Origin of the sequence: Flavobacterium cutihirudinis, from assembly GCF_003385895.1 — a bacterium.
Taxonomy (GTDB): domain Bacteria; phylum Bacteroidota; class Bacteroidia; order Flavobacteriales; family Flavobacteriaceae; genus Flavobacterium; species Flavobacterium cutihirudinis.
On the sequence record NZ_QRDQ01000008.1, the window covers coordinates 306,759 to 325,895 of the forward strand.

A 19,137-nucleotide genomic window follows, 5' to 3' on the forward strand; every position below is an offset into this window, starting at 1 on the left:
TCTTATGAAAATCATTTTAAAATTTTAAATACCGCGAGCTCACATTGGCAGAGAAAAAGAAAATACAAATCTTAAAAAACGAAAAATAGTGGTATTTAAATTTACCATTTAGATACGTTAAGCAGATAATTGGGGTGGGTGAAAAAAGATTTTTTTGCCTTAAAATTTAATATAAAAGTGAAGTGTGTATAGGTATAAATAATGGCACAAATTAGTTAACAAAATCCTAATAACAATTTACAAATTTTAACTAATTATTTAAAAAACAGAGACTTATAATTTAAAAATAAATTCTTTTAAAGTAATTTCTCATGATTTTTACTTTTTCATGCAGTTCATCATTTGATTTCTGTTTCTGGTCTAGTAATTTGAAAAACGTCTTTTTTGTAATTTTAACAAAATGAACTTTTATTGATGCTCTTTTAAAATTATTCACGAAAAAAACGTCGTGTAAAAGATAATTCCTAACAAAAAAATGAAATAAAAAAACCATTTTTCAATTCGAAAATGGTTTTAAAATATTTCTAAAAAAATTTATACAATAATTTTCCGGGTTTCTGTTTTACCGTTTTCTAATTTTATTTTCAAAAGTAAAATCTGATGTGCAAATTGAAGTTTTGAAGTCGAAAAGTTACTAGATTGAACTTTGTCTTTTCGATACACTAATCTGCCCGAAATATCAAAAACTTCAATTTCCTTTATTATTTCTTCACAAGCGTCTATCTTTATAATTTGATCTTTTACCGAAACCGAAATTTGACAATTATTATCCTTTATATCAATCACACTTAAGGTTGCATTGTTATATTTTAAAACAAAACGCTTATCAAAATTCCCTTTTTGTGTTTTAAAGGCATAGGGTTCCGTTTTCAAATCATGAATCTTGTTTAATTCTGTATCTTCTATAAAAATATCCGATGTAATAAGATAACCGTCCTCATGATCAATGCTTATAGTAAAATCGCCTTCAATTGAGCTCCTATAACCAAGAGCAACTTCATCCGACTTTTCAAAAGGCAACGCACGTCCCTGAATCACTAACTTTTTATCTTCAATACTACTGAAGAAATCCCCAAACGTGTTTCCTTCCATAGACTCTGCATCAAAATCATTATCAAAACTGTTTGTTGCACCCTCTGTATAACCAATTAATATTTGTTTAAAAAAGCCTTCTTTATTTTCAAAGTTCAGCCAAACTCTATGCTTTTCTAGAACTGATTGAGAAATTACCTCTTCTTTCTTTGCTGGCTTAAAGAAAAATGAATTGTTTTCTATCTGACGCATACTGTTGTTAAACTCAATTTCTCCTCTCGCAGTGCTAAAAACAAAAAATGCTTCGCCTGTGGCAATTTTTCCATCCGGAATTTGATCAACCTTTCCTACAGATAGGGATTTTCTTGTTCCCACTCCGCCAAGTAAATTATAAACCGCATAATCATCTGCTGTATATTTTAGGTTTGTTACAGGCGTATTATGAGTCCAAAAATAGAGTCCGCCTTTTAATAAAGATGAATTTTTGCGTAAAAAAGCGTCTGCATTTAGTGTTGACGGATACGGATTTCCTATTAAAGTCGCACTATCTAATGGTCCTACTCTTGTTGTTATTTTTCCATTATTGGGAATTCCTTTAAAAACCGCTTCATATTCTAATCGATCGGTAATCGAATAATACTGAGGTGCTCTAATGATATAGCCTATACCCGGAACCATCTCGTTTGAAGGGCTTTCCAGTTTCCAGTTTTTTACATTATAATCATATGAAAAATACTTGTCGGCTAAAGTATTCGGAGAAACATCTACTAATTTTTGATGATCAACGGGAGATGACCAATGCGTAAAATCATAGCGCGACATGGGAGTTGTAATTCGTTTAAGCTGAATAATTCCTGTGTTCACCATATCGTCATCCGTTTGATAGAGGCATGCTGAATTCTCCAAAGTTAAAATTCCTGATCCCGAATAACCAAATTCAATACTTAAAGTGTTTCCGCTTAGTAAGTTTACATTTTTGCCTTCGTCAATAGTACAGCTACAGACATTTGTCCCCGTCAAACCTAAATAATCTTCTTTAAAGAAAGCTTCTTTTCCGCCTGACGGAAAACCATTTGACCAGTTAGTTCCATCCCAAGATGTAGACCCGAGGCAGAGTTTCAATCTGGCAATTCGATGTTTGGAAATTCCTGAAACAGAATTAAAATCACCTCCAATAATTAATCGATAATCAGAAGTTATGCCCATCGTAAATAATTTATTATTGAGACGGGCATCAAAAGAATTATCAAAACCACCCGATTTCAGCAAACGAACTAATCGCAGAGAAGAATTGTTTTTGAAAGTTCCGGAAAAAGTTCCGCCAACTAAAATACGATCATCGGGCTGTATCAAAATACTACGAACATCACCTTTACTAAAACCAGTTCCCGAATCAAAAGTTGTGTCTAATGAGCCATTAGCATTCAATCGAACTATACGTTTTTGCGAAGATCTATTAAAACTCAAAAAATTTCCTCCAACAATTATTTTTCCATCAGATTGGAGTGCGAGAGCATAGACATTTTTATCAAAACCATCTCCAATCGCAAAATTGGAATCTGTACTACCATCCGGATTCAGTCGGACCAAATGAGAAACCGGAGCTCCGTTAAAATTGGTAAAACGCCCGCCAATAAGAATTTTTCCGTCTGGCTGAATTAATAGTACTTCAATAACCGCATCAGTTCCGGAGCTATTAAAAGTCAAATCGCGGGAACCATCAGGAAGCAATCGAATTATACGGCCTGCCGGTAAATCATTAAACCGTGTAAAATTTCCGGCTATAATTACTTTTTGATCTGGCTGAATACTCAAAGCATAAATCTGACTGTTTGCACCGTTACCAATATTAAATGTTGGATCAATACTTCCGTCTGACTGAATACGGAGAATGCGATTAAGAGCAGTATCATTATATCTGGTAAAATTTCCGCCTATTATAATTTTCCTATCCAATTGAATATCGGCCGTTTTAATCAGATTATTGGCTCCAAATTGTGCCATGTTAAAAGTAGCATCTACAGTTCCGTCTTCTGAAAGTTTAGTAATTCGGGAAACCATTTCACCATTGAATTTCTTAAAGTTGCCGCATACAATCATTTTTCTGTTGTCTAACGGAATTACTTTGTAAACAGAATTATCAAAACCAATTCCTGACGATAAATAACCGGTATCGTACTCATGATCCGCATTAATTTTAGCCAACCTTCCCTGATTTAATCCATCAAAAACCAAAAATGAACCGCCTATATACCACGATCCTTCCACATCATTTTCTAAAGCGTAAACAGAAGCTGTAGCAGGTCCAGCTCCAAAATCAATATCATTTAAAAGTCGTCCGTTTGAATTTAGCAAACAAACTCTATTAACACCTTCTCCGTTGTAGGACCCTGTAAAAGACCCGCCTACCATTAGATTTCCTGCGATATCTTGTTTTAATGCAACAACGGCTCCATCAGTAAAACCTGAACCCGCAAAAAAAGTTGTATCAACTGAACCATCATTATTAATTCTGATTATTCTATTCGCCAAAGTTCCGTTGTAAGAAGTAAATTTTCCTCCTAAAAGAATTTTACCATCTGGTTGAATTATCGCCACACTTACATCATCATTGAAACCAGAACCCGCCAAAAAGTTCGTATCGACTTGACCATCTGCACCTAAACAAATAATCCTATTTGCCGAAATACCATTAAACTTATCAAAATTGCCGACTAAAAGAATTCTTCCCTCTGAAAGAATCTTAGCACTCATAATATTAGAAGTCGATCCTATACCTATTGCAAAAGAAGTGTCTAATGAACCGTTCGGTAAAAGACGTGCAACCCGATTTACGGTAGAATTATTATACTTGGTAAAGCTTCCGACAATTAAAATTTTTCCATCAGGTTGAGATGTAATATCATAGATAATTCCTGTTGTTGCGCCTATTGTCGTATTGAAAGAAGAGTCATAGGAACCATCTGAGTTTAGCCGAATAATTCTTCCCGCATTAATTCCATTAAAAAGAGTGAAACTGCCTGCAACTATGATTTTTCCGTCTGCTTGTAGGCATGATGCATAGATTTTACCATTAAAACCTGCTCCGATATGAAAAGTTTCATCAGTTGTACCATCAGGTTTTAAACGTGTGAGATAAGGAGCTGGTATTCCGTTCAGATTTAAAAATTCCCCTCCAACAATTAAATTTTGATCAGGTTGCATTGACAACGTTCGTACCGAAAGATCAAATCCGTCACCTATTATACCATCATCCAGCGTATTGAAAGTAACATCTACTTTTCCTTGTTGCGCAATACACATATTAGGGTAAAAAATGAAAGCAAAAATGAAAGTGGAGAATAAATTTCTAATCAAAATTCGAAAAATCAGGTTATTAAAAGAATAGCACCTAATTTAGAAACCCTATTTCTACACTACAATACCCACTTTTAGTGATATTTACAAAACAAAAAAAAATCCATTTGCTGAGCAAATGGATTTTTTATAAAACTTAGTTTTTGATTTATTTACATTTCAATTTATCTACTGAAAGATAACTTTTTTAGCTGTTGAAAATCCGTTTTCCAAAGTCACTTTTACCAGTAAAACTTCGTTTGAAGCATTTAAGTTTGGTATTTGTAATTCTGTTGAAGACACTTTCTTTTTAGTATAAAGCAGTTTACCTGTGATATCGAAAATCGTAACTTCTTTGATTGGTTCTTTAGAAGACTGTACCTTAATTACTTTATCTTTTACGGAAACAAAAATGCCGTTTTCAAGATTTTCAAAATCGCCAGTTCCAAGTGTTTTACTTGTATAACGAAGTACAAAACGATCTGTAAAAGTACCGATTGCGGTTGTGAAAGTATAATTTCCGGCACGAAGATCTATCTCTTTTCCGGTTACTTTATCTTCAAGATAAATCTCCTGTTCTGTAAACAAACCATCAACTTCATCAATAGAGATAGTAAAATCACCCGCAATAGTAGTAACATATCCTAAAGGAACCTCATCAGTATTTGCAAATGGTATTGCACGACTCTGAATGGCAAGATTATTAGATTCATTAATACTATAAAAATCAACATAAGCATTACTACTCATAGTTCCTGCATCGTACTTAAGATCCCAGCCATTCGTAGCACCTTCAATATAACCAACTAAAAGCTGTTTGAAGGCTCCTTTTGTATTGGTTAAATTCAGCCAAATACGATTTTTCTCTATTTGGCTTGTATTTGAAGTCTTAAAAAATTGACTATTCCCTGCACCAATACGCATGTCATTGGTGAATTTTATATTACCACCACCCAAGACAAAAAATCCTTGTCCTGCACCAATTTGTCTTCCCGGTTTTGTAGTATTTAATCCTCCACTCACTGATCTTGTTGTTCCAATACCCCCACCTGCAGTATAAATAGCATAATCATCAGAAGTGTAGGTATAGATACCATCACCATCTAAATCTTTAGGTAAAGTATTATGTGTCCAAAAGTATAAAGCACCAACTGGATTGTCACTAATTAATTTGTCTGCGTTTAAAGCTGATGGGTACGGATTTCCTATTAGATTCCATTCACCTACAATTATGTCATTATTATATATATCACCGTTGTTTGGTGTTCCAATAAATGAAGCCGGGTAAATAGCTGGAGTTGTAATATCAAAAGTCTGTGGAGCCCTAACGTTGTAACCCTTTCCAGCATACATAATCTGTCCTCCTCCATAACTTAGCGTCCAGCCTGAACCTGGAGTATAACTCCAATATTTATCTCCTAATGTATTTGGAGACAAATCATGAAGTGTAAATCCTGGACTTTTAGTAACTGGTGATGACCAACGTGTGTAATCATAGCGGCGAACTAGCGTAGTATTACGCTTATAGGTTATGTTTCCAACATTGCTAGCATCAGGATCTGTTTGTAATAAACTTGAATTGTTTTCGAATACGAAAGAACCATTTGGTCCAACAATAATTCCGTTAGAAACTGTCAAAACCTTATCTGAGTTAACTGTCAATGAACCATAATCCTCAACGATAATAGAGTTAACTGTTATATCGGAGTTAATAACTGGTTTGTAAATTGAGCGTGTATCGGGAATTGAAATGCAATCTCCATCTACCGGTTTAACTCCTAAAAACCAATTTGTTGCTTTGTTCCAATCGGAATCTGTTACTCCTATCCATTGTTTTGGGCCAACCGGATTAATGTTTATTCTAACTGCCGGTGAAATACATCCTAAAGCATTTTGAATTGTAACATCATAAGCTCCAACTGCGATTCCTGAAAAGATTCCATCTATATTTGTAGTATTTGATCCATCACTAATTTTAGTAAGGATATATGACGTTGCGTCTGGACTGCTAGCGGTAATTGTTCCTGTTGTAACGGTACAATTTGGCTGGGTTGTGTTTGTGTCTGGTGCTGCTGGTAAAGCGTTTACAGTTAAAGCAACTAAATTGCTGTAAGTTGTTCCGCAACCATTTATTGCAAAATATCTTATATTTTTACCATTATCTGTATAAGCAACCGTACGAGGTAATGTCAAAGTTGCATAAGTATTATTTCCCGCAACAGTTTCTATTTCCCAACCTTGACCTGTAAGTGCAGAACCTTGTGCTGTAACAGTCGGAATACTTAGAGTTAAAGAAGCTCCAACGCATAATGCTGTTGGTGCTGAAATTACAGCAATAGTCGGTTTATCGTTTACTGTAACTGTAACTTCATTTGAAACCACTGCACTTCCACATGTTGGGGTCGAGGTACAAACTACATACCAAGTACCTACTCCCAAATCAGCACCACTAGGCGTATATGAAGATCCAGTTGCTGAAGCTATTGTCGCTATAGTACCACCGGAAACTGAACGCTTCCCCCAAACACGACCTGTTATTGCGCCACCTCCCGTTTCCGTTGCTGTCAAAATCGTTCCTGAACCTCCAACACAAAATATCTGGGCTGTAGTCCCGATGGAAACTGCAGACAAATTTGCATTTACCGTAACGGTAACTTCATTTGAAACTACTGCACTTCCACATGTTGGAGTTGATGTACAAATCAAGTACCATGTACCTGCTCCTAAATCAGCACCACTAGGTGTATATGAAGAACCCGTTGCAGAAGTTATTGTTGCTATCGTCCCACCGGAAACTGAACGTTTACCCCAAACACGGCCTGTTATTGCTCCACCTCCCGTTTCTGTTGCTGTCAAAGCCGTTCCTGAACCTCCAACACAAAAAGTTTGGGCTGTAGTTCCGATGGACACTGCAGATAAATTTGCGTTTACAGTAACGGTAACTTCATTTGAAACCATTGCGCTACCGCATGTTGGGGTCGATGTACAAACCACATACCAAGTACCTGATCCCAAATCAGCGCCACTAGGTGTATATGAAGAACCCGTTGCAGAAGTTATTGTTGCTATCGTCCCACCCGAAACTGAACGCTTACCCCAGACACGACCTGTTATTGCACCGCCTCCCGTTTCTGTTGCTGTCAAAGCCGTTCCTGAACCTCCAACACAAAAAGTCTGTGGAGAAGTTGCCGAGATGGAAACCGCTGATAAACTTGCATTTACGGTAATTAAACCTGAAATATTGGATGTAAAACTACAACCATTACTATTCGTAACAACGACATAATAATATAGCGCTGAAGCTGATGTTGATAGTGGTGTATATGTATTAGTTGTTGCAGCGGACGTATTAGTTGCTACTAAAGTACCTCCCGAATTAGTGGCTGTTACATTACTATACCATTTGTAATTAGAAATTGTTCCGCTTCCTGCCGCCGATGTTACTGAAAGTGGCGCTAAAGTACCATTCAAACAAACATTTATTGCCGTTGTTGAAGGCTGAGAAGAAATTGTAGGCAGTGCATTGATACTCACGGTAACCGCCGCAGAATTTATTGAACTACATGGTGAATTTGTAACCACAGCTCTGTAATATCTTACGGCTGTTATAGCACCCATTTGAGCACTTGTCAGCGGACTACTTGTTGCACCTGAAATATCTGTAAACCCTGCAGAAGCGCTTGTGCTTGAAACTTGCCATTGAATTGCACCTGTATTTCCTGTCAATGTGATGTTTCCTGGCGATGTACCAGAACATATTGTCTGATTTGCCGAAACACTACCAGCTACACTCACAGCACTTACACTTAGATTTGTTGTTATACCGGTGAATGTTTTTGAACAGTTTGGTGTTGTATTCGTTGTTGTAATACTTGTTATTGCAAGTGCCTGCCCATTATTTCCAATAGGCAAATTACCAGTAGCAAAATTTGCCACTCCTGAAGCATCTGAAATCACTCCAGTTTTAGCAGTCTGAGCAGTTCCGTTTATAGAATAATTAATTATAGATGTTGTATTTGGCAATAAACCCGTTAATCTTATAGTCGCTGGAGAACCTGCACAAGTCGGGCTCGGTTGTGAAACAGCTGTAAGAGTTGGAGTTGCAACATTTACTACTACAGAAGAACTCGTTGATGAACAACTGGATGAAACCGCTTTTACAATACGTCTGTAATATGTCGTAACGGTTGGCGCCGGGCTATAGTCTTCTGTTGTTACTCCTGTATTTGTCCATGTTGAATTATTCAAGGAAGATTCCCACTGAAATGTTAAGTATGGATTTGCAGCACCATTTATCAAATAGTCTGATCCATCTAATGCTACAGAAGTACCACTACAAATAGTGCTAGTTGCCGGCGTAATTGTATTTGTAGATATATCAAAGGGTTTTATACTAAAACTTACTGTATTATTTGTTTGATTTTCATAATAATCTAATACAAATTCATCATTTGCATTCAAATTCACTAATACATTAGGATATGTAGTTATAGACTGTTCCTTCCATCTGTCTATAATTAATGTTCCGTTAAGATACAATCTAACTCCATCATCTCCAGCAATTGTTACCAGATAGCAACCGCTCTTCGATGTTTTCATTCGATATCTCACCGCAAACAGTTCTGTATAAATTTTTGTTCTAACAGTGCCATTTGAATAAACATCAAAGCAATTGGTATTGCCTCCAAAGCCTTCATTTAGAGCCTCAGCGTTAAAATCATAATAACCCACATATTGTGTGCTGGCAAAAGGATCTGTATTTGCTATATTAGGAGGAGATGGTGTACCACCTGGAGGAGCTCCACCAGTCCAATTATAAACATGACCTCTCCAAACATCAGATACTGGTCCTGAAAGATTTTGATTGTCCTGAGTATTACCAATAGAATTTAATATCAATGTCAATGGTCCACCAGTTGTTCCGTTAGCACAATTACTGGATGACAACACAATTTTTACTGCACCAGAGATAGAGGATGGCCAAGTAATAGATGCTCCAGATGGACCTGATGCACTTGCTGCAGGGACAACAGCGGCATTTGTCGCATCATCTAGCACAGTTAAAATTTCATTTCCAGTGAATCTATCTCCAACAGAAAAAGTATAATTAAACCCTTTTACAACATTTAACACTACGTATTGCCCTTCATTTACGGTCCCAGTAGTAATTGTATTCGAATTATCTATGCAAAAAGTTTGTGTTGCACCTGCCTGTGTAGTGTATGGAGCATTAACAGTTACTGTAGCTGTTCCCGTCATTTGTGTAGAACCAACACAGTTTGTAGCCAAAACATTAAATGTTGTATTCGCCGTTAAGTTTCCTGTTGGCAAAGAAATTGTGCCACCTGTACCATCTATTGCTGAACCAATCGCTACATTTGAAGCATTTCTTAATTGATAATTGGTCCCAATTTCAGAAAGCGCTACAGTAATATTAGTTCCTGTTCCTGAACACACTGTTGTCGCTGCTGCTGCAACGGTTTTATTAGTAGGAGCTGCAAGAATTGTTTGCGCTACTGGAAAAGCTGTATTTCCGGGTCCAACCCCACTATTATTCCATGCAAACCAAGCAACACCCTCATAAACCACATCAAAAAAAAGACTGTTGGCACCTGAAGCAAGAGGTGTTGTATATCCCGCACCTGCATTATTTGAAGCAGTAATAGTAAGGTTATAGGTTTTCGTGTCACCCGGCGCTAAATTTCCGGCATCTTGCCTTGGAGCATAATAATCCATCCAGTTAGATCCGTTTGTAGTCCATTTCACACCAATATTAATATCCGGAAAACCAGCACCATCAGTCCATGTAGAAGTACCCACATTTTTTATAGTGACACTTACATTTCTTGTTTCACCAGGGCACCAATTAGTTGACCCTGTATTGGCCGATATGATTTGACTTTTGTAGGCAACTTTTGGTTTTAAAGCAATTAAAACACCTCCATTTCTTTGAGCTGAAGTTATTGTTGCTGTTCCGGCTCCAGTAGCACCTGCAGCAGTTTTAATCGCCCAAGCAGCACCAATGGTAACATTTCCACCAGTAGTTTTTTTAACATCATAAAGTTCTGTTAAGTTACCTGGTGAAGTAGCTGTCTTCCAGCTAGTATCATTCCAGTCTGGTGATGAATCTGCTGCTTGACCAAACATAATAACCGCTGCGTTATCAGTTATAGTTGTAATACTCCCTGCGCTTACATTTACCGAGCTATTAGCTGAAACTGATATTCCTCCTGAAGCATCAAACGGTGTGGATCCCGATGCATCAACTCCGGAGAATGCGACAATTGCCCCAGCAGAACCAGTAACACCTGAACCCAAAGTAAAAGTATAGGAACCTGGTTCCGAAGCCGTTGCTACTTTGTACAAAACAGTTCCCCTTCTTGCTGTTCCTCCATTAAGATCTGCGGCACTAACTAACAACCAACCAGTTGAAGATGGATTAACGGTATTATTACCAACTTGAGAAATATTTACAATCATTACGTCTCCTTCCACAACACCGTTAGGTTTAGTGATTGCTAAAGAAGTCGTTCCTGTTGCGGACATAGCGGTTCCTCTTTGTACAATTTGTCCAAAAGAAAGTGAAACAACAAAAAACATCCCCAAACAAAGCATCCTCAAACTCAGGGTAAAAGATCTTTCTTTAGAAGAATTAGAAAAAAATAAAAATAAAGAACGAATTAACAAAAGTAGTTTTCGAATCATATAGGCGCGGTATTAAATTTGTTTTTGGCGTTAAAAGAAAACAAAAGGTGCTGTGTTATTTACAGCAAAATTTTAATTTTGGCTTTTAAACTTAATTTTTCTCGTTAAAACACTGTTTTTCAAACAGGTTAGGACTTATGATAATATCGTACAAAAATATTATAATTCCGCACACACGCAACATTTTATAAGATTTCTTTTTTGCGAATAGTAAAGAAATTCCTAAAAAATTAACATCATAATAATTATTTTTAGCACTTATAGTTAAAAAGCAAGAAAAAACACATGAAAACTACTTTTACTCCTCTGGAAGCTTTACAGAAATTGGAACACTTTTGCGCCTATCAGGAACGCTGTCATGATGAAGTAGTTTCGAAGCTTTATAGCTTAAAAATGACGACCGATGAAATTGATCAAATCGTAGTCAAACTCATAGAAGGAAATTTTCTAAACGAGACTAGATTTGCCTGCAGCTTTGCCAGAGGAAAACACCGCATGAAGTCCTGGGGAAAAATCAGGATTACAAATGAGTTAAAAATGAGAAACATTTCGGCTACAAATATCACTTTAGCGCTTAAAGAAATTAGTAGCGAAGAATATCTGGAAACTTTTGAGCAGCTCTCCGAAAGATCTTGGAATTCGATTCAGGAAAATAATCAGCTTAAAAAGAGAAAAAAGTTCTGCGACTATCTCTTACGTCGTGGTTACGAAAGTAATCTTGTTTATGAAAAAGTAAAAGAAATGGAACAGAATTAAGTTCCATTTTTTTGCCACATAATCTTCTCAAAAGTGCTACAAAAACACTTAAAACATCAGAAAATACTTTCCTATACAAATATTGAATTGTTGCGAAAAAACCAGTATAACTCGCGTTTTTTCTTCCAAAAAATCAAAAAACAATCAATTTTTAATCAAAAATTACGATTTTTCCTATTTTTAAAGTAACAGATTTATAAGAATTTCCATAAAATCTTAAAATTCCCAATGTAGTTTAACGAGTAATCTAAACATTTCATCGATTAAATGGCCTTTCAAAAAACCTTAATATCATCTACGTCGTAGTTGTATATATCTTTGCGCGGTAAAACTATTATGCCAGCATAACAACCTGATTCACGCCACTTAACATGAAGAAAACTTTACTTTTATTTTTGTTGTTATTACCTTTTTTTGGATTTTCGCAAACTGACCTAGTAAAATGGAATGCAGCAAAAAGCGACACCAACTCTCCTACTGTTCATCCTGATGCCGTTTCAGCAAACATCAGTATTACGGACAACAGATCAATGAATTATACTAATAATTCAGGCGAAAATGTATTTTACAATACAGGTTCATGGCCTTCGCCAGCTGTAAACGGAGGAACTTACGATCCAACTAAATATATTTCATTACAAATTAGTGCAGCTCCCAATCGCAAACTAGATTTGACTTCTCTTACTTTTCAATGCAGATCTGAAGGAAACACGAATAACTTCAGAATTAAATATTCTAAAGATCCAAGTTTTATAAAAGATGTTAAGGATTTAATGTCTGAAACAATCAGTACATCAACCTGGACTACATACAATCCAAGTTTCTTACCAGAAATAAACCCGATACTTCCAACTCAAATTCTTTATATTAGAATTTATGTATACAATACCTATAACAATTTTCAATTAAAAATAGGGTCCGTATCAAGCAACAGTGCAATAACGATAAAAGGTAATGTCTCTAATTTTGATCCTAATACGATTTTAGCCATTGATGATTACGCGACGACTACTAAAAATGAGACGATTAACATTCCTTTGATAAGCAACGATGTTAAAGGTTCCTCAAACATTAATAACCTTACAATTACTACAAAACCGAATGTTAGCGAAGGAAGTGTAACAATCAATCCAGATTACTCTGTAACATTTAACCCAGCTTTGTCTTACGTTGGTAATACATCATTTACATACACGATAAAAAATGCTACACAATCGTCAACTGGAACAGTTTATTTAACAGTTAAGGATCGTGAGGAAGTAAATCTTGCATTATGGAACGGAGCTGGATCAAGTTATACTCCGGTCCTTAATAGCTATGTTACCTCTGGACCAATAGCAGCATCAGGCGGCGTAGGTCTTGATTACCGTAATAATTCAGGAAGCAATATATTTTTTGAAACCTCAAATTGGCCAAACCCCCAACAAAATGGTGGAAGTTTTGATCCAACAAAATTTGTAACCTTTAAAATTTCACCTGATCAAGATCATAAAATAGACTTAACATCTTTCAACTTTACATATAGACGAAATGGCAATAATGATCCCCAAAAGTTTCGAGTAACTTATTCAAAAGATCCAAACTTTGTAACCAATGTTAAAACTTTTGTCCCTGAAACCTCAAGTGCAGGTTCATGGGCAACACTAAATAATACTTTTGCATCAGACCTTAGCTCACTTATTCCTACTGAAACTATGTATATTCGTTTCTATGTGTACAATACTAACAACAGTTATTATATTCAAAACGGAAACGGAAATAGCGTCGGCCCAGTTATTCGAGGATATGTAAGAGCCATTAATTCATTAGCCGCTTATGATGATAGTGCAACGACGCCAGCAAATCAAGCGGTAACAATTCAAAATCTAAGTAATGACATTATAGCTCCTACTCCATTACAAACTATGACCATTACAACGCAATCTTTAAATGGTACTGCGGTAGCGAATGGTCTCAAAGACATCACTTTTACTCCAGCTCCAGGTTACTCAGGAACTACTACTTTTATATATACTTTATTTAATGGAACTTCCTATTCATCAGCAACAGTAACCGTTACAGTAACTCCGCCACCTTGTATTGCAACACTAACCCCAGGAACAGATTCCTGGAAAGGATATGTCTACACTTATACGGGAAATGTTCCTGCTATGACAACTTATGTAGGTACTATTGCCGAAAAAGCAATTTTTGACCGTGATGTAAAAGCCAATGCAATAACAGGAGATCAAAGCGTTGCAATTGATGCATTTTGCAACACGGCTCCTATTGATCAATTCTATGTTCGCTATTTAATGAATACCGTAATTCCCGCAGGAACTTATAATTTTACTATTGGTGGAGACGATGGTGTAAGATTATATATGGATGGTGCTCTTGTGGCTGTGAGTCCTTCAGGTTCATGGGGAAGACATGGTTATTCAAATTATGCTGCTCAAATCACTTTTACTGAATCAAAAACTCATCAATTTATTTTAGAGTATTATGACGTAGAAGATCTGGCCCGTGTTTCATTCTCTTACGGTGAAATAAAAGGCAATAATGTCGAACTTCCTTACGGTATTAACGAATGGAATGTTTATGGTTTCACTGTCCCAGATGTTACATTACCAGGCTTCAGCTATGCGGGAACTTATGTAGATACCAATTTAAATGTGGATACCCAAAAAAAATGGACAAAAAGCAAATCTCCATCTTCAGCTGCTAATTGGCAGGGAGCTCCAATAGGAACAGACAATTTTACGATTACCTATAAACGTCAAGGTTTCCCTTGTGGGAGATATAAAATACAATTAGTAAACTGCGATAATGTTGGGTTAATATATATTGATGGTACTCTTATTTACACTCAAAATGGTTACTATCCAGGTCCGGCAAAAGATACTGACGGCAAATTTTATCTTTTAAATTCAAACTCTAAAATAGAGATTATCCTACGAGAAGATGCTTCAGATGCAAATATTGCAGTAAATTTTGTTGATACTCCCCTTGCATATAACGGAACTGGCACTGCACCTTCAAAGACTAGCTCAATTGAGATCGCAGCAAATACAACTTTACAGTCTGACCTCGAAGTTTGCTCTTGCACAATCAAACCAGGAGTAACTCTAACCGTTCCTGTAGACAGAACATTAACCGTAAACGAAACCATTACAGTTGGCGACAAAGGAAAACTTTTAATAGAAAGTGGAGGTTCCTTAATACAGACCACTACAAGTAAAACAGCGTTTACCGGTGCGATGGACGCATTTGAATTACAAAGAGAGACCACTCCGGTTCGTCGTTACGATTACACACGTTGGTCGTCACCAGTTACGAAAACTCCAGGATTTACACTTCATGATTTGTCTCCAGATACATTGGGAGATAAATATTGGAGTTATACTCCAGGGTCAGGCTGGACACTAAGTTATGGAGGAGGACAGATTATGTATGCTGGAATGGGATACAATGTAAGAGCACCACAAACTTTTAGCATTACAGAAAAAAAAGCTTTTAGAGCATCATTTTTCGGAATCCCAAATAATGGGGATTACGAAGTTACTCCTGTTGGAGGGCAATATAATTTAATCGGAAATCCTTATCCATCGGCTTTAGATGCCAAAAAATTTATTAAGGACAATGAGAATGCCGGAACTATAATTGGTGCAATTTATTTGTGGACACACAATAGTTCACCAGTAGATACAGACGGTGATGGTATTTACACCTACACAACTGATGATTATGCTATCTTTAGTTTATCTGGAGGAATTGCAACACAACGATCTAAAAGTGGAACTGGAACCGGAAACACAAATGAGCCAAACGGAAAAATTACTTCGGGACAAGGCTTCTTTATGCTTGCTTCTAATGCTAATAAAATAAAATTCACCAACGACATGCGTATTGGTGCAAATAACAATCAGTTCTTTAAAACTACTGGCGACAGTGAACCTGAAGAAAATCGTATTTGGTTGAATTTCACAAATGCTAAAGGTGCTTTCAAACAACTTTTAGTAGGTTACATTAAAGGCGCAACAGACAGTTGGGATGATAATTATGATGCTGGAACAATGAGCAGTAATGCTTACATAGATTTTTACAGTATCAACGAGAACGATAAATTAGCTATTCAGGGGCGTGCGGTACCATTTGCGAATACAGATGAAGTTCCTTTAGGATATGTTACCACTATTGCCGGAGATTTCACGATTTCGATTGACCATGTTGATGGTTTATTCAATGAACAAGCGATATATCTTGAAGATAAAGTAACTGGAAAAGAGATTGATCTTCGTGCCGGAAACTATACTTTCAATACAATAATTGGAACATTTACAAATCGATTTGTACTTCGTTACACTAGTAAAACACTTGGAACAGGTGATTTCGAAAACATTGAAAATGATTTAATTGTTTCTGTAAAAGATAAAGTGGTTAAAGTACAATCGGCAAAAGAAAACATCAAACAGATTTCAGTGTACGACATCTCAGGAAAATTACTTTATGATAAAACGAAAGTGAATCAAACCGAGTATGAAATCGCTAATTTAAGAGCTACAAATCAATTATTGCTAGTGAAAATTACTTTAGAAAATGGTCATACCGATTCTAAAAAAATAATCATTAACTAGATAAAAAATACTCCATAAAAAAATCCATTCGATATCGAATGGATTTTTTTTATTTAATATAATATGTGTCTTTAATTATCTTTTCTCAATCAAAACACTCACGGCGTTTCCGCCAAAACCGACTGCATTAATCAACACCTTTTTAATTGGTTTGGTCTGATTTTGTTTTTCTCCAAATGGAACACCAACAAAAGTATCATGCTGCATCATCAAAAGTGCCAGTTCCAAACTCAAAATTCCCGAAGCTCCAAATGTGTGTCCAATTTTCCATTTATTTGTAGTCAATAGTGGCAATTTAGAACCAAAGATTTTTTCAATTGCACGCAATTCGGTTAAATCACCTTTTATTGTTCCCGGCGCATGCATTACAATGGCGTCGATATTTTCTAATTCTTCTCCGTCTAATGCCATTTTCATTGATTTCTGAAAACAAGTCGCTTCCGCAGAAATCGAAATATTATGTTCCAGTACTTCTGTTGCATAACCAACGCCCGTTACGTAAGCAATCGCGTTATCTTTTTCACCAGCTTCTAAACAACAAACGGCTGCACCTTCGCCCAAAATCATTGTGTTTTGCGTTTTCTCAAAATCAAAAGCCAAATTTGGCCAAGCTTCCTGATGCTGATCAATACGCGAATAGATTTTTAAAGCTCTCATCTGAGCAATGGTAAAATCAGTCAGCGGTGCTTCACTTCCTCCAACCAAAAACTTATCTGCCATTCCCGATTTTAGCCACGCAACTCCATTTAATAAAGCATGAAGCGCAGTTGAACAGGTTATCGAATGCGAAATTTCAGGACCTGTACTCTGCAAATCATGCGCAATCCAGGATGAAATATTTCCTAAAGTTGTTGTTGGCGAAGCTAAAGTTTGTGCTTTTCCGGTATCAATATATTCTTTGTAATGTTTTTCAAATAAATCTGTCGCTCCTCTTGAAGAACCAATGTTTATTCCGAAAACATCTTCAGAACTCCATCCGGCTTGCTGAACTGCTTTACGCGAAGCGGCCAAAGCAAATAAAACCGAATCGTCTAAAAATTTATATTTAATATCAGACGCTCTTAATTCTGCAACAATTCGTTTTGATTCTTCACTCAATGACGCTGTCGAAGTTTCCTGCTGATCTAAAAATTGCTTCGAAAAACAATGATTATTCTCCAGGTATTTTGACCATACTTCTTCAGCATTATTTCCTAATGGAGAAATAGATGAAAAAGCAGTTATGGATATTTTTTTATTCAATGTAATGATTTTTAAGGCGTAATCCCGACAGTTATCAGGAGCCAAAGTTTATGCAAAATTAAACCATATAAGTCATATAAGTAAATTAAAGCGAGTTTAATTAAATGAACTTATATGACTTATATGTTTAAAAAATCATACCATTTCGATGGCTTCTTCAATGGTTTTATATACTTTCTGAAGTTGATCGTCTGTCATTATGTAAGGAGGCAAAATATACACGATGTTTCCAACCGGTCTTAACACAACTCCTTTATCGATAAAGAAATTATACAATTTAGTACGCATTGAACCGTAATAACTTTCCTCAGAATCCGATTTTATTTCAACCGCAAAAATAACTCCTAAAGTTCTTGCTGTTATTACTTTTGAATGATTCTCGATTTTCTTCTGAAATTCTAAATGGCTTTTATTTATTCTTTCAATATTCGCCTGCATTTCATCTGTCTGCAACAATTCAATACTAGCCAAAGCTGCCGCACAACCAGTTGGATTGGCAGTAAAAGTATGTCCGTGAAACAATGCTTTGTTGATATCATCATCATAAAAAGCATCAAAAACTTCCTGCGTAAAAGTGGTAATCGCCATCGGGATTGTTCCTCCGGTTAACGCTTTCGAAAGGCACATCATATCCGGATTAACATTAACATAATCCATTGCAAAGGTTTTTCCTGTTTTTCCAAAACCTGTCATTACTTCATCGGCAATCGTTAAAACATTATTTGCTGCACAAATTTCAATCAGTTTTGCCAATGCTTCAGGTTCATACATTACCATTCCCGCGGCACCTTGTACTAAAGGTTCAAAAATAAATCCGGCGCAATTATGATTCTGAATTACATTTTTTAAAGCTTCAAAACTTGCTTCTTCCTGTCCTTTTTCCGGAACCGGAATTCGGACAACATCAATAAACATTCCTTGAAAAGCTTGTGTATAAAATGAAATACCGCTCGCTGCCATTGCCGCGAAAGTGTCACCATGAAAAGCATTTTCAAAAGCAATTATTGTAGTTCGTTTTTCTCCTTTATTGAAAAAATATTGCAAAGCCACTTTGATCGCGACTTCAACTGCAGTTGAACCATTATCAGAAAAGAAGATTTTTTGCTGATTTTCAGGCAGAATCTCAATTAGTTTTTCTGCTACTTTTATCGCTGGCTCGTGTGTAAAACCACCAAACAAAACATGTTCTAAAGTGGTTAATTGTTTGTAAATCGCATCGGCAATAAATTTATTACTATGCCCAAACGGATTTACCCACCACGATGCAATTGCATCTATATATTGTTTGTCGTTTTCATCCCAAAGCAAAGCGCCTTCGCCTCTAGAAATAGCAATCGGAGTTTGTGATGTTTTATGCTGTGTATAAGGATGCCAAAGGTATTGGCTGTCTTTTTCTGTTAATGTCATTTTTTAGAGAATAGATTTATAAAGTCAAGAAGAAAGACGCTAT

At 36.2% G+C, this 19,137-nt stretch carries 6 protein-coding genes; 2 read left to right on the top strand and 4 right to left on the bottom strand.

The genetic code is table 11. The annotated features are described in order from the left end of the window. Positions 1 to 534: 534 nt before the first annotated feature. Positions 535 to 4,335 (bottom strand): T9SS sorting signal type C domain-containing protein, encoded by a 3,801-nt coding sequence (locus BD847_RS07140; protein ID WP_115887607.1) that lies wholly within the window; start codon positions 4,333 to 4,335, stop codon positions 535 to 537. A 222-nt stretch (positions 4,336 to 4,557) separates the two neighbouring features. After that, entirely contained in the window at positions 4,558 to 10,914 is a 6,357-nt protein-coding gene (locus BD847_RS07145) for a T9SS sorting signal type C domain-containing protein (RefSeq protein ID WP_167443835.1), read from the bottom strand. A gap of 444 nt (positions 10,915 to 11,358) precedes the next feature. Here BD847_RS07145 and BD847_RS07150 point away from each other — a divergent pair, with 444 nt between their 5' ends. Next, the gene (locus tag BD847_RS07150) at positions 11,359 to 11,829 is read left to right on the top strand and encodes a regulatory protein RecX (protein ID WP_115887609.1); all 471 of its coding nucleotides are present in this window, start codon (positions 11,359 to 11,361) and stop codon (positions 11,827 to 11,829) included. Positions 11,830 to 12,200: 371 nt separating this feature from the next. Further along, positions 12,201 to 16,445 carry an Ig-like domain-containing protein gene (locus BD847_RS07155; RefSeq protein WP_115887610.1) on the top strand — a complete coding sequence of 1,415 codons (4,245 nt, stop codon included), beginning with the start codon at positions 12,201 to 12,203 and terminating at the stop codon, positions 16,443 to 16,445. A 75-nt stretch (positions 16,446 to 16,520) separates the two neighbouring features. On the opposite strand, the gene BD847_RS07160 is transcribed toward BD847_RS07155, so the two are convergent. Further along, positions 16,521 to 17,687, bottom strand: a complete 1,167-nt coding sequence (locus BD847_RS07160) for a beta-ketoacyl synthase N-terminal-like domain-containing protein (protein WP_115888332.1) — start codon at positions 17,685 to 17,687, stop codon at positions 16,521 to 16,523. 135 nt (positions 17,688 to 17,822) lie between these two features. Continuing rightward, complete coding sequence (gene bioA, locus BD847_RS07165; protein ID WP_115887611.1) at positions 17,823 to 19,094, bottom strand: adenosylmethionine--8-amino-7-oxononanoate transaminase; 1,272 nt, start codon at positions 19,092 to 19,094, stop codon at positions 17,823 to 17,825. Positions 19,095 to 19,137: the final 43 nt, after the last annotated feature.

Excerpts from the sequence above, each read along its gene's own strand:
- BD847_RS07140 (WP_115887607.1), bottom strand. The coding sequence starts at position 4,335 with ATGTGTATTGCGCAACAAGGAAAAGTAGATGTTACTTTCAATACGCTG.
- BD847_RS07145 (WP_167443835.1), bottom strand. The coding sequence starts at position 10,914 with ATGTCCGCAACAGGAACGACTTCTTTAGCAATCACTAAACCTAACGGT.
- BD847_RS07155 (WP_115887610.1), top strand. The coding sequence starts at position 12,201 with ATGAAGAAAACTTTACTTTTATTTTTGTTGTTATTACCTTTTTTTGGA.
- BD847_RS07150 (WP_115887609.1), top strand. The coding sequence starts at position 11,359 with ATGAAAACTACTTTTACTCCTCTGGAAGCTTTACAGAAATTGGAACAC.
- bioA (WP_115887611.1), bottom strand. The coding sequence starts at position 19,094 with ATGACATTAACAGAAAAAGACAGCCAATACCTTTGGCATCCTTATACA.